The organism is Gracilibacillus orientalis, from assembly GCF_900114645.1.
Taxonomy (GTDB): domain Bacteria; phylum Bacillota; class Bacilli; order Bacillales; family Amphibacillaceae; genus Gracilibacillus; species Gracilibacillus orientalis.
In genome coordinates, this window is sequence record NZ_FOTR01000010.1 from 157,331 (window position 1) to 172,574 (window position 15,244).

A 15,244-nucleotide genomic window follows, 5' to 3' on the forward strand; every position below is an offset into this window, starting at 1 on the left:
AGACAGTCTCTCTATTTGCTTATTCTAATGAATAAACTTGTGAAACTGGCTGCATGGATGTATTATTGATCCCTTCTCCACGCCAAACCATTACTTTTACCAGATGATCAGTTACATCATCAGGCAGATCAAGGCTGATTTCTGTTGATTCTTCTTCGCCTGTTTTAATCGTGATTGGTTCTTCCTTCCATTTCACCATTTGCTTATCTTGATTATAGAGTGCAATAATCGCAGTTACCGTTTCATCTGTTTCCGACTTATTTTCAAGAATTAGTTGGCATGTTAGTGTTTCATTTGCTATTAATTGGTCATGACTAAACTGTTGACTCACATTAAAGTTTGTCGCTTCTTTCACTTCTACTGTTGCATTTACCTCTACAGCTGGACCGTTAACTAAACCATCTCCATTCGGAACACCAAAATCCGGTGTACCATCTTCTTTCCAATGCAATACTTTAACTCGAGTATGACGATTTGGATCATATAATGGATCCCCTTCAATTTCTTTATAAGAACGAGCATGGTAGACTAAAACATCCGTTTCTCCATCTTCTGCGAAGGTAAAGGTGCTGTGACCTGGACCGTATTGACCGGTTACTTCATTACTTTCCATCACAGGCTCAGGTGATTTAGTCCAAGAAGTCGGATCCATAATATCGCTGTCTTCCTCTGCTGTTAAGAGCCCGATTTTATAATTATCATCTGTCGCACTTGCAGAATACGAAACGAAAATATTCCCGTTACGCTTGATCACATCAGCGCCTTCATTCACCCAAAAACCGATTCGTTCCCATGCATAATCCGGTGTAGATAAAAGCATTGGATCTCCTTTTATCGTATAACCGTTTTCCATTTCCGCCATATATAAGTTAGAGGCATTGTTGACTTTCTGGGCCCATATATAATAATTCTTACCATTATGCTCAAAAATAGTTGCATCTAACGAGAAGCCTGTAAAAGAAAAATTATCTTCTGATGACTTTTGAATGATACCTTTTTCTTCCCATTTACCTTCCATTGGATTTGAACTAGTATTTTCCAATGCATATGGTCGAATCCGCCATATATCATCAGAAGCTCCTGCCGCATAATGGATATACCATTTGTTATCGACATAATGGATTTCTGGTGCCCATATATGTGCCGCTTGGTCTCCGGATTCATGTGCTTCCCAGATAACTTTCTCTTCAGCTGTTGCTAGACCTTGGATTGTTTTAGCCTTCCTCATAATAATGCGATTGTATTCTGGAACAGAAGCTGTAAAGTAATAATAACCATCTGTATGCTTATAGATGTTAGGGTCTGCACGTTGTTCAATTAATGGATTCGTATACGTATAGGTTGCTGCTTCTCCTTTTACGCTAAAGGAACCTGTTTCCTTATATTGATTCGAATCGATATCATTCCATCCTATCGCTATTTCATCTGACATGCCATTTGTATAATGTGCAGTAACGGTAGTTGGCAGATCAGGCTTTACACCAACTTCTGTCTCAACGTACACCTCCTCAACATAATCCAGTTCCGCTACATGAATTACCGCTTTTGCTGGAATATCTGTCCCATAAACCTCACCATTCACTGTATATGGAGACTGAACTTCTGATAATTCGTCACTATTAATATTCTCCCAATCTACTGTTTGCGTACCAGAGCTACCATCAAAATAGATTACTTCTACCTTGCGCGGTAATGCTGCTGGGTGATGTGGAGGTGTAATCACACTGATCTCATCTACCGTTTCAATATTATCTGCTAAAACGCTTACTTCAAATGACTTCGATTGGCTACTATCACCACGAGTAAATGTTGCTGTTAAAGTGACGACAGTGTCCTGTTCACCTTGTTCAGGTCTTGCCACTTCACCTGATGCGTTAATAATCTCTGAATGACTGGATTCCCATGTGAGCTCGACACCATTTCCTATTGAATTAGGTAATTCAATATCAGCAATTATTTCTGACATGTCACCCAATTCAAACATGGTGATCGCTCTTTCAACGGCTTCTTGATTTGTTAATGATTCACTCAACACTTTTTGCAGCTCTTGTTCGCTTAAACCATCATTGTAAATACGGAAATCCGCGACTTGACCATCTAGCCCTTTTCCTTCAACTTGTTCATGTTCCATTGCATGAAACCCAATATACCTATTTTCATTTACTTCGATATCACTGGCATCCATTTCTATATCTACAGTTCCTTGGGAAATCCCATTGATATAATGTGTCATATGCTGATCCTTGATAACAGTTGCTACATGCGCCCAGTTATTTTCTACAATTGGTTCTGTTGCCAATTCATAAAAAGATTGACCTGGTCTGAATAATTCAAGCATACCTTCATCCGTACCTGCTTGTTTTAAAGCAACGTTTATCGCATTGCCTTGATCCCAATTTCCTAAGGCATATAAAGTTGCCCAATCTTTAGCTGTATTAACTTTGACCCAACTGCTGATTGTAATATTGTCAGCACCTTCAAAAAGACCTGTTGGCATCCGGACGTGATCACGATCTCCATCTAAGTCAACTGCACCACCTTTATCTGAATCTATTAAGGTGGCATCATTAACAAGTGTTGCATGTTGCTCATTGCCAGAGATATCGTACACTGTGTTATTCTGAAATTGATCGAAATTGTACCACGAAATAAAATCTGCTTCGACATCTGCTGTAACATATACCGTTGCTGTCACAGTTTCGGAAATTTCTGGGATCATCCCTTCTACGACAAAATGGATACCCGTCTGTGCTAATTGTTCTGAAGTGATTTCTTCCCATTCAACTGCCACTTTCTCATTTGAATTATCTTCGTATGTTACTGTTATCTGCTCAGGTAAATCAGGTTGTTCTCCTTCGTGTGCATAAACAACAACAGGCTCTTTTTCCTCTATTGTCTTATCTGCAACTACAGTGACATTGGCAATTGCTTTTAATTCTGTTCCTGTTACGGTACCTTCTACCGTTACAACACCTGGCGTTTGATAGCCATCCGGATTTATTTCATCCCACGTTACTAAAGCCGTATCTGACGTTCCATCCGGATAATGTACCGTCACATTTTCGGGTAATACTGGGATGGAACCAGCCTCCGTATTTACATTTACTTCATCAACAGCATGAATATCAAAATCAAAATCCGCTAAAGAACGGAGTTCCACTAAGGACAATGCACGGTCGTACATACGAAAATCGGAAACAAGACCGTCTAATCCTTTGCCTTCCCCTTGTTCATGTGGCATAGCATGGTAGCCTATAAAGCGGTTTTCTTCTATGTCTATGTCCCCTGCATCCACACCAATTTCAACTGATCCTTGATGGATGCCGTCAATATAATGGTGTAGTTCCTGATCTTGGATCATTGTTGCAACATGGACCCACTCCCCTTCAGTGATTGGACCTGTTTCAACTATAGGAAAAGGCCAAGGTCCAAGCAATTCAAGCGCTCCCTCATCAGAGTCAGCTTTTTGGGCTGCATAATTAATGGCATAATCACTATTTTCACTATCTATAAAGTTACCTAAAGAATAAATCGTTGCCCAATCTTTATGATTTTCAATCTTCACCCATGTACTAATCGTTACATCTTCCAATCCGTCAAAAAGGTTTGGAGGCAATAATGCATAGTCCTGATCACCATCTAATGATAGTGCCCCACCTTTTTCATCTTCAATAAGAGTGGCTTCATTGATTAGCTCACCATCATGATTATTCCCACTCTTATCTTCAATAACATTGCCTGATGCATTCTCAAAATCATAATGCAATAACAATCCATCCTCCAATTGCAACTCTTCCGCTTTCACACTGGATAGATCTGTCACAGGAAATGGACTGATGACCAAAGTAATAATCATCAATAATAGAGTGATTTTTTTCAAACTTTCACTCATCTCGTTTCCTCCTTTCTTTTTCTGACAACAAGAGTGGCAATGAGACCTAATAAAATAAGGATTCCACCAATCAAGATCAAATTAAATAGATTCGTTGCCGTATTAGGTAAATCCTGATTTCCTTGCTTTTCACTATCATTTTTTGGTCCATGATCTGTTGATGAATCGCGATCACTTCCCGAAGGATCATTGTTATCGCCATCGTTGTCTGTTGGGCTTTCCTGCTGATCATTATCTGTATCTGCTGAATCTTGTGTTTTTATTGTAAAAGTAGTTTCATAGGGCTCATTATCATTAGCACCTATTAAAACGTGATAATCACCCGTTAACTCACTCTTTAACATAAATGCAATGTTGAATTCACCTGCATCATTTGAAGAAACTTGATCCAAATAATCCACTTCACCATTTGGACTTTCTACTTTTAGTGTCACGTTCTTACCTGCTGTCTCTCCAAGCGTACCTGTTATCTGAACGTTTTTTGTTTCTGAACTGGCAGAAACAATTACATCTTCTAATGATGAGACGGTTGTTTTGATCTGTTTCACTTCTACATCAATTACCGCCTGGTGGTTTCTATCTAACGTGGAAACCGTAACCGTTGTAACACCTTCTTGTTTTCCTTTAATAGTTACATTCGTTTCACCTGTTTCTGCTTGATACGCGGAATCTACATCAATGATCTCATCATTTTCCACGTATACTTCTACTTCCCTACTTAATGCATCACCTGGTAATACTTTTGCGGAAACTGTTGTCGTGGAATCCTCTAACATAACGATTTCATCTTCGGAAACGCTTACTCCTTTAGCATCTGCATTCATCATACGAAAGGTAGCATTTGCTTCATCTGCTATACTATCTTCCGCTACTAGTTGTAAAGTGTTATCACTTGCTATCGAAAGATAAAGTGAATCATGAAATGTTTGATATGACTTCAAAGAATCATCTGCCAAACCTGGAACTTGCTTGAATGTTGCACGTTCTTCAAAGCTATTCGTTCCATCATGTTTTTCTAAGCTTAGAGAGGAACCATCTCTTACAAGATAAAGCCCTGGATTGTTTTCAGATTGAAAGGATAAGGTACCTTCCCCATTATCAGCTAGCCCATCAACGATATGCCATTTAAAATCATAGGTATCTCCTTCAAGGGGATCGACTCTTAAACTGTTATTCAAATGACGAATATAGCTTGATTTATCATACGACTCTATAGCAAAACTGTCATGCGTAATACCAGAAGCAGTAGGGATTACTTTTCTTATTTTCCCTTCAGGTGTAAAGTGTAATTTTTCAATCGCAACAGACCTTCTGTAATCTCCACCGGTTGGTAGTGCTGCGTTATGGTAAACCATATATGTTTCCCCTTTAAATTCTAATACAGCCGGATGACTAGTCCCTGTAAAAGGTAATTCATCCATCAATTTACCACCGTATTCCCAAGGACCTTCAGGACTATCACTTGTCGCATATACCAATTCTTCAGGGAAATTCATCGCATAAAGTAAATAGTAGATGCCATCTTGTTTATGAAGCCATGGTGCTTCTGTAAAAGTACCAGGCATATTTTGAATGTCAAAACGATGGATATCACCATCCAATTCCATCATATTATCTTTTAATTTGGCATAATAGACATGCGTATTTCCCCAATAAAGATAGGCTTGACCATCATCATCAATGAATACAGTAGGATCAATATCATCCCAGGACCAAGAACCCATATTACCTGGGTTTTCGGTATCCGTACTCTTAACTAGTGGACCACCAATAGCATCTTCCCATCCTGTAACCGGATGATCAGATACTGCAACTCCAATAGCCATCCCTGGAGCTGAACTATCACCATTCTCAACCGTTGTGTACCAATAAAATTTGCCATCTTTCTCAATAGTTTGCGATGCCCAGGCCGTATCATTTACTGCCCAATCAAAAATGCCACGAGGCACCCTTCCCTCTAATTCCCAGTCTTTTAAATTCTCAGAGGAATAGATACTCCACTCTTTAAGCACATAATCATTACCACTTGTTTCTGCTTCATCATGTCCGGTATAAAGATACACTTTTCCGTCATGTGTAATTGCTGCGGGGTCCGCTGAAAATTCATCCTTAATAATAGGATTATCTGCATGTACAAATGTAGTGGCAACCATGCTAATGAACGTCAGCGCCAACAGTAAACCAAAGATTTTTTTATACATATTTCTTCTCCTTTCTTTTATGGTATTCAAAGGGCCATTTACAACAGTAGTCACAAGCTTCCATTCTTTGTTCACTAGTTTAGAAAATTGTGCAAATGATTCATTTTGCCAATCATAGTGGGGATTTGACCCCGATAGTTAATACAAAGCACAACTGGAATATACTTGTTATTCGTATATTCCAGTTTGCTCTTTTAGTATCTACTAGTTAGTTATGAAACACTTCGTTTACGTTTAAAGTATAGCCCAAGACCAATGGATAGTAATATTACACCAAGTAATATCCAATTAAATAGCATGTTTGCAGTGTTTGGTAATTCTTTGTCTTGGTCTTTTTGCAGATCCGAATTCTGTTGTTGCTTTCCTCCTTCATCGTTATTTCCACTTTGCTGACCATCTGGACTTGGTGTATCCTTATCATTATCAGATGGCTGGGAAGGTCTTTCCTTATGATCTTCATCAGGTTTTTCTGATTGTTGCTCTGTCGTCTCAAGTACGCCGTAAATCGAGAAGTGAGAAACTTTTGATGTTACTGTCCCCGCTTCAACATGCATGTCACTTTCTTGTTTTTCCCATTTCTGTTGTGATCGATTGTAATAATAAATAGATATTGTAGGTTCTTGAGACATCTCATCTATTCCTAACGTTAACCCAAATGGATCGTTTGGTTCTTCTGTTCCTTCTGGATAAACCATTTCAAAGTCAAAGACTTCTCCTGCTATTGCCACGTTTTGGTCACTTGCCAGTGCTTCCTCATCCACTTCTTTTATCGTCAATAAAGATCCTTCAGGTAGATCATCTGGCATCTTAATACTTACTTTGGTACCTTGAAGATAATAAGTTTCTCCAGCTTTTACTTCTGCTTGTTTTTCTATTTCCAACTTATTTGATGGTTCTTCTACATCTTGTTCTGTTACCAATACTCTCGCAACATCTGTATGAAGACCTTCGGCAGTGGATACAGTAACAAATGCTTCTCCTGTACTAACAGCCGTTACTTTCCCATCTGAATCGACTTTCACCACTTCTTCATTGTTTGAAGCCCATAACAATTCAATTGATTGATCTGGAGTTACTTCTACTGAAAGTTGTTTTGTCTCATTTACAGGTAGCGTAATATCTTTTTCAACTAATGAAATGGATGTTATCTCATCAGCCACTTCTTCCTGCTCTTGGGGTATTTGTTGTGATAAAGCTTGATATTCCTTTGCAGTAATCGGTAAAACCGTACCGTGACGCGGACGGTCTGGTAAATCGTATTCTTCTGGAATAGTCCATTCACCTGAATCAAGATCTGTTGTTTCAAAAGGCACATAGCCCCTTCCACCAAATTCGTCGATAAAGAGATACCATTTCTCTTCCGCGTTCGATTTAAAGATGGCAGGTCCTTCTCCTTGACTAATGTGTCCTTTACCAACGCCTTCTTTAATCATTTCAAAGTTTGGATCTAGCACAGAATCTCCAACCTCTTGGAAAATAAATTTCCCATTCGGAGAATTTTCTGGATGATTGCCTCGCTCATCTTTTGTAAAACGATAAATTTTTCCATCATATTCGATCATGGTCGTATCAATAACCGAATAACCATAGTCCATATACACTTCTGGTTCTGTAAATGTATAAAAATCACGGGTTTTGGTATACATCATCCGCTGATAACTGTTGCCATTATTGCGGTCATTCAGTTCTTCATATAACTTCGATGCCCAAAATATGATGTACTCACCTGTTGTGTCATCATAGAAAATTTCAGGTGCCCATGTATTTCCTGCTTCTTGTGGCGCTATTTCAACCATCCGTTGTTCTGACCAATTGACAAGGTCATTTGATTCCCAAACCATAATCGAACGACTGCCTTGAGTTTGGGCACGGTTCCAATCGCCATTACCATAAATCTTTAGATCTGTTGCAATCATATAAAACGTATCGCCTTCAGGTGATCGAATAATGAATGGATCACGTAATCCTTCTTCACCTAACTCAGAAGTGAATACAGGTTCCCCTTCGTTTAATTGTTGCCACTTTAATGGATTATTTCCTTCACTTAAAGCAAAGTAGACTTGTTCCCCATTCTCATATCCTTCACCTGTAAAATAAGGGAATACATAGCCTTGATAATCTTGTTCTTCTGGTAATTCCTTCACTTTAGCTTTAAATGCTTTGCGTAATTTTTCGCCGTCTAACTCTAATGTTGCGATTAACATAACATCCGTGTCACCTTCACCATGTACAGGCCTCGTTACTTCACCAGTTGTTGTAATCACGTCTGTAAGAGAAGATTCCCAAGTGACATCAATAATCTCTGCTACTTTAGTCGGTAATGTCAGATGTCCTCTTACATCCTGAATATTGTGTACGACTAAAGACTGCATCGCTTCCTTTAACGCTTCCGAAACAGGTTCTTCAGGTACCTCGACTGTTACTTCATCCGCTAACTCTTTAATTTCTGTAGCAGATAGAGCGCGGTTATATATCTTAAATTCATCGAACCCACCTGCAAAATAAGCTTGGTTGTTACGACTTGATTTTCCTAGATAATTCATGGTTGTCTCCATCAGCATTCGCGGTTCAACATTAAATGTATCATTTGAAGATACTTCTTCACCATTAACAAACAGGCTAGCTTGAAACCCATCAATAGTGACCGCAACATGTTGCCAATTGTTTAATCCTAACCGACTTGAAGCTAAGCGATACTTATAATCAGAAGGTAAATCTGATGAAGCATTGGCAAACTTCTCTGTAAAAGGGGTTACTGTCGCAAACTCTAACTGTCCATCGTCACCTTGTGTACTTAAATACATACTATTACGGTTCGCTGTTCTTCCCGTATCAGATGCAAAATCAAAAATGCGTTGGTCTGCTTGATTACGATCTACTTTTACCCAAGTCGATATCGTCATTTTTTCCAAATTTTCTTGTTGAATCAGGTTTTTTGGCATATCGACATATCCAGATTCTCCATCCAATTGTATATACCCCTGGGAATCTCCAATGGATGGTTCTGATTCAATGGATGCATTCCCTTGTGTTGTTGCATCATAACCATTTCCACTGTTGTCGGTAATAACACCATCCTCTTCCTCATCAAAGGAGTAATGGACAACAGGATCATCAGTTGGATCTGGACCTTCCGGGAGATAATGATTGGTTAAAGCTTGGTACTCTTCACTTGTAATCGGAATAACCGTTCCATGACGTGGACCAGGTGGCAGTGCATAGTCAGATGGATCAAGTACATTATCTACTAGCTGAGGCCCATCTTCTAAATCAGTTGTCCAACGCACGTGATATGGCCAGGAATCTAAGAAAAGGTACCATTTTTCTTCATCAATTGCTTTGAAAATAGTTTGTCCTTCGTTGTTACCGCCATGTCCAATTAAACCTTGATTACCATCTTTCGTTCCTGCAATTTCTTCAAATTGGAAGCCGTTTTCCTCTATTCCATCTAAATCATCAAAAATATCTTGTGCCTTTTCATAGTAGACTTTGTAATTTGCTTCGGATTTTGTAAAACGGTAAAATGTATCATCGTGTTCAATAAACGTTGTATCAATAGTTGGAAAGCTATCATCTATAAATACTTTGGGATCGGAAAACGTTTGAAAATCTCTTGTTGTGGCATAGTACATAACATTATACTGGCCATTTGGGCGACCATTTGAGAAATCTCCATATGTCTCTTCGTTCGGTATGGAAGATGCCCAAAACACCACATACTCACCAGTCGGTTCATGATAAAATGCTTCTGGTGCCCAGGTGTTGCCTCCATTTTTTGGAGCAACCTCTACCATACGTTGTTCACTCCAATTGACAAGATCATCTGATTCCCACACCATAATTGAATGGCTTCCCGTCATTTGCGCTTGATCAAAATTCGTGCTTTCACCCATTTTTAAGTCTGTTGCAATCATGTAGAATTTATCACCTTCTGGTGCACGAATTACAAATGGATCACGTAAACCCCTCTCTCCCATATCTGATTGGATCACAGATTGACCATTGTTTAAAGCACGCCAATGTAAAGGATCTTCGGCGACAGCAAAAGAAATTTCTTCTCCACCTTCATATTCTCCCGTAAAATAACTAAAGAAATAGGCATCATATTCTTTATCACCGGGGTCTTTTTTGACAATAACTTGAAAATCCTTTGTTGTAATTGCATCATTATATTGAACAGTAGCTGTCAAGGTTACTTCCGTGTCTGCATCTGGACGATCTACCCACCCCAATTGATAGGGTTGATCGGCTATATCATCTGATCCTTTAATAATGGAAGGATGTGAGGATTTCCAACTAATTTCAGATTCATTATCACCACTTGTCGGTAAATTTAGATTCCCTTTGACACTGTCAGGGTTATAGATAGAAATCGCTGCAGCATCAAGGTCTGCTCTTTCCTGATCTGAAAATTCTTTTACAACCGTCACCTCAAATGTTTTGGTGGTTGTTACTCCTTGGTAGGATAAGGTGGCGGTTAGTTTTACTACTGTGTCCCCTTTCTCTAAGGCAGGTCGTTGAACAGTACCATCCACGGCAACCACATCTGGATGACTGGAATCCCACGTGATTTCTACACCGTTATCACCGCTTGTCGGTAAGTTTAAATCATGTGACACCTGCTCCACATTATCTCCTTGATGTAACATCGATTCGATTGTTAATTGTTCCCTTTGATCCTCTAGCAAAAGTTGATTTAAAGGATCCTTTTTGGCTTGCAATTCTGATGACAGATTAGCCACTTCTACTGATGATAGTGCATCACCGTGAATGCGGAAGTCCGCCACCATTCCTGTAAAGTAATCATCATCCTGAAAAATCGATCTACCGATGAATCCTGAAAACGAGGCTTTAGAATCAATAATATTGGCAAGTTGTAAACCATTAGTAGAACCCTGTGCTACTTCATCACCATTTATAAATAATGTCAACGTATCCTCTGCACCGTTAAAAACAGATGTTACAACATTCCAATTGTTAGCAGACATTGCTTCACTTGTGGTAATCAGTGCTTCTTTCTGCCAACCAGCCTCAGAAATTCCTGAAGCAGCAGTATTACTATTACCATGTTGTGGTGTTGTAAATAGATAACTGTTTCCGTTTGCAATATCATCGTCTATTTTTCCGAAACCATATATCCAACGATTCACACCATCATTTGTCCAATTCACTAAAGTGGTTACGGTTACATTCTCTAAATCCGATAACACATCACTCCCATCACCAGACTTAGGAATTTCAATGAAAGCATTGTTATCGCCTGCTGAACCACCATTTAATGCGACAAAGCCAACCTCTTCATTAGCCAACAGACGGCCTTTGTCTTCATTTTGATAAATACCTTCAAACTCATCATCTGACAGGTTTTCAAAAATTGTTTTTCCTTCTACCTCTTCTGACTGCTTCATATCATAATGAACGAGGGGATTGCTTTCTTGATTTGTTTCCACTGCTTCTGCAATCACTGTGATGGGAATACTTCCTACTATGACCTGAAATAATAACAAAATTATAAGGAGAGAAATGTTTCGATTATTTTTCATGTTTTCTCAAACTCCCTTATCACATTTTTAGTTACTAGCCTGCTTCTTCTCACTTCTTAATACAATCACTCTGTGTAAGATAATAAATAAAAATAACAATACGCCGATTGCTATTTTGGTCCACCACGAGCTAAGTGTCCCTTCAAAAACAATAATGGTTTGAATAATCCCGAGAATTAATACACCAACTACACTTCCAGCAACATAACCAGCACCTCCGGTTAAAAGTGTGCCACCAATGACAACTGCTGCAATCGTATCTAGTTCCATCCCATTCGCATGCAAGCCATAACCTGAAAGCATATAGAAAGTAAAGATTAAACCTGCTAAAGAAGCACAGAAACCACTTAACGTATAGATTAGTATTTTCGTCCTTCCAACTGGTAAGCCCATCAACATTGCTGATTGTTCGCTTCCACCTATTGCGTATACGGTCCTGCCAAAATTCGTGAAGTGACCAATAAATATCGCAATAACGACAACAATTAAAGCAATAACCACACTAATAGAAATAAAATTATCTCCCGGTAATGGAATTTGTATGCTTGCCATATAACTGAAAAAAGGATGATCAATTGCAATCGTTTCGACGCTAATCACATAGCTAAGCCCCCTAGCTAAGAACATTCCAGCTAATGTTACAATGAAAGGTTGCAAATTGTATAAATGAATCAAAGCACCTTGAACAACACCAAAAACAGTACCTACCAACAAGCTAATTGGTACGACGATCCAGGGTGATAATTGTGCTTCCATTGTTAAACTCGCAGCAACCATACTTGTCAGAGCTATCAACGAACCAACAGATAAATCAATACCGCCAGATAAAATAACAAATGTCATTCCTACTGCTATTACAATAAGGAATGCATTATCGATAAATAGATTGAGAAATACTTGTGTAGAGAAAAAACCTGTGTACCTTAACGAACCAAAGCTAAACATGAGAACAAATAAAGAAATGGTCGCAAGTAAAGGAAGTTGTTTATAGTCAAGTGAAAGTCGATTGATCATGATAATGTCACACCCTCCCTTTCTTTTTGTTCTCCTGATCTTTTTACTTTACCAAAACCAAATACTTTTCGGCGGAATTCCGGTGATTGTAATAAACAAACAATTAATACTACTATCGCTTTTACTACTAAATTTATTTCTGCTGGGACACCAATTGAATAAATGGTAGTTGTTAAACTTTGGATGATCAATGCTCCCATAACAGTTCCCATTAAATAAAAACGACCACCCATTAAGGACGTACCACCAATTACAACAGCTAAAATAGCATCTAGTTCAAACCATAATCCTGCATTGTTTCCATCTGCGCTCATTACGTTAGATGATAAGATTAAACCACCAACTCCTGCACAAAAACCAGAAAACATATAGACCATGAGCATAATGTTTTTCGAATTTATCCCAGCTAATCGACTTGCATCAGGATTTGAGCCAACTGCTTCTATAAAAAGCCCAAGTGCTGTTTTTCTCGTTAATAAGACTGCAACAAAGAAAACAAAGGCTACAATAAAAATGGAAAATGGTAATGCTAATAAATAGCCACCACCAATATAAGAATAAGGATCATAATATACGGTTGTGATTTGACCACCTGTGATCAGTTGGGCAACCCCTCTTCCAGCAACCATTAATATTAATGTCGCTACTATCGGCTGTACACCAAGCCTTGACACAAGCAGACCATTCCAGCAACCTACTAATGTACAAATTAATAAGGACAAGCCTATCGCCATAAATAACGGCCCTAAACCTGTACCATCTGTACTAGCAATGGTCATTGCACCTATCGCTCCAGACATTGCAATCACAGTACCTACACTTAAATCAATTCCTTTTGTCGCAATCACTAATGTCATTCCTATAGAAATCAGCATTAAAGGTGCACCGCGATTTAAAATATCAATAAGGCTTCCTGTTAAATGGCCATTTCGTACTTCTATGGAAAAGAAGCTACTATCAAAAAATAAATTAATCATCAAAATAAGCAATAATACGATAATTGGCCAAAATAGGCTGGATTTCAACATAGATTTGATCATTTTACATTCCCCCGGCCATTTCTTTCATTAAATCTTGTTGTGTTAACTCTTTATCGTTATAAAACTCTTTTACTTTCTTTCTATTTCGAAGTACTGCAATTCGGTTACACGTTCTCAATATCTCTTCTATTTCAGATGAAATGAATAATATCGACTTATTGTCTTTACTAAGCCGTGTCATTAATTTCATAATTTCCGTCTTCGCACCAATATCAATACCCCGAGTAGGTTCATCTAATATTAGTAACGTTGGATTGGTTATCAGCCATCTTGCAAGCATAACTTTTTGTTGATTTCCACCACTTAAATTTTTTATTAGATGTTCTGGATTAGCTGGATTAATATTTAATAATTCAATGTATTCTTCTGCAATTTTGATTTGTTTCAATTTTGATAGATAATTAAACCAGCCGTATATACTCTGGATAGCGAGAATCATATTTTCTCGTACAGTTAACTCAGGAATTATTCCTTCCGATTTTCTATTTTCTGAACAAAAGCCAATGTTTTTTAAAATGGCATTTCTTGGTGAAGAAAAGTTGACTTCCTTTCCATCTACTTTCATTTTTCCTTTATCTGCTCTATCAGCTCCAAATAAAACACGTGCCATCTCTGTTCGCCCTGAACCTAATAACCCTGCAATCCCCACGATTTCACCTTTGCGCATTTCCAGATCAAATGGATCAATTTTTCCTTTTACCCCAACCTCGTCTGCTTTTAGAAAAGATGCAGGTATCTTTTCTTGATTTACGGTACTTTTGGAAGAAATATCATCCATCTGCTGTAACTCTTTACCAATCATTTTCGAAACAAGTTCCATACGATCTATTTCCTTCGTTTTATACTCCCCAATCCATTCGCCATTCCGCAAAACAGTTAAGCGATCGGTAATCTCATAGATTTGATCTAAAAAGTGACTGACAAACACTATGGCAAGCCCTTCTTTTTTCAATTGTCTGATGACTGCAAAAAGATGATGCACTTCATCACGATCCAAACTAGATGTCGGCTCATCTAAGATTAGTATTTTGGCAGACACATTAAGTGTACGTGCGATTGCTACCATTTGTTGAATAGCTACTGAATAAGAGGATAATAATTTCGTCACATCAATCTTAAGCTGTAATTTTTCTAATAATTTTTCAGCATGTTGATGCATTTCTTTCCAAGCCAATCTACCGTATTTTTTAATTTCTCGACCAATAAAAATATTTTCGGTTACCGAAAGATTGGAACATAGATTCACTTCTTGGTACACGGTACTTATTCCATTTTCTTGTGCTTCTAACGGACTATTAATATGAACAGGCTTTCCTTCAAGTGTTACGGATCCTTGATCAATTGAATAAACTCCTGTTAAAACTTTAATTAATGTTGATTTTCCAGCGCCGTTCTCCCCCATTAAGGCATGGACTTCACCAGGATAGAGCGACAGTTGTACATTGGAAAGAGCTTTAACTCCTGGAAATTCTTTCACGATATTTTCCATTACTAATTTTGGTTGTTGTTCAGGCAAATTGTTTACCTCCTTCTTCCTATTCAAGTAGCCTAAAA

The 15,244-nt window shown here is 38.3% G+C and carries 6 protein-coding genes; all 6 read right to left on the bottom strand.

The features are described from left to right. Positions 1–19: 19 nt before the first annotated feature. Positions 20–3,892, bottom strand: coding sequence for a family 43 glycosylhydrolase (locus BM121_RS17005; RefSeq protein WP_091484939.1), 3,873 nt, complete (start codon positions 3,890–3,892; stop codon positions 20–22). Continuing rightward, positions 3,889–6,093 (bottom strand): family 43 glycosylhydrolase, encoded by a 2,205-nt coding sequence (locus BM121_RS17010; RefSeq protein ID WP_091484968.1) that lies wholly within the window; start codon positions 6,091–6,093, stop codon positions 3,889–3,891. Before BM121_RS17010 ends, BM121_RS17005 begins: the two co-directional genes overlap by 4 nt. A gap of 212 nt (positions 6,094–6,305) precedes the next feature. Next, positions 6,306–11,636 carry an immunoglobulin-like domain-containing protein gene (locus BM121_RS17015; protein ID WP_091484941.1) on the bottom strand — a complete coding sequence of 1,777 codons (5,331 nt, stop codon included), beginning with the start codon at positions 11,634–11,636 and terminating at the stop codon, positions 6,306–6,308. Positions 11,637–11,663: 27 nt separating this feature from the next. Then, positions 11,664–12,650, bottom strand: coding sequence for a galactofuranose ABC transporter, permease protein YjfF (yjfF, locus tag BM121_RS17020; protein WP_245780834.1), 987 nt, complete (start codon positions 12,648–12,650; stop codon positions 11,664–11,666). Beyond that, positions 12,647–13,690: an ABC transporter permease gene (locus tag BM121_RS17025; RefSeq protein WP_245780835.1), complete on the bottom strand. Its 1,044-nt coding sequence runs from the start codon at positions 13,688–13,690 to the stop codon at positions 12,647–12,649. Before BM121_RS17025 ends, yjfF begins: the two co-directional genes overlap by 4 nt. A 1-nt stretch (position 13,691) precedes the next feature. Continuing rightward, positions 13,692–15,206 carry a sugar ABC transporter ATP-binding protein gene (locus BM121_RS17030; protein ID WP_091484943.1) on the bottom strand — a complete coding sequence of 505 codons (1,515 nt, stop codon included), beginning with the start codon at positions 15,204–15,206 and terminating at the stop codon, positions 13,692–13,694. Between the last annotated feature and the right edge of the window lie 38 nt (positions 15,207–15,244).

Coding starts and splice junctions, on each gene's coding strand:
- BM121_RS17025 (WP_245780835.1), bottom strand. CDS start 13,690: ATGATCAAATCTATGTTGAAATCCAGCCTATTTTGGCCAATTATCGTA.
- yjfF (WP_245780834.1), bottom strand. CDS start 12,650: ATGATCAATCGACTTTCACTTGACTATAAACAACTTCCTTTACTTGCG.
- BM121_RS17005 (WP_091484939.1), bottom strand. CDS start 3,892: ATGAGTGAAAGTTTGAAAAAAATCACTCTATTATTGATGATTATTACT.
- BM121_RS17015 (WP_091484941.1), bottom strand. CDS start 11,636: ATGAAAAATAATCGAAACATTTCTCTCCTTATAATTTTGTTATTATTT.
- BM121_RS17010 (WP_091484968.1), bottom strand. CDS start 6,093: ATGTATAAAAAAATCTTTGGTTTACTGTTGGCGCTGACGTTCATTAGC.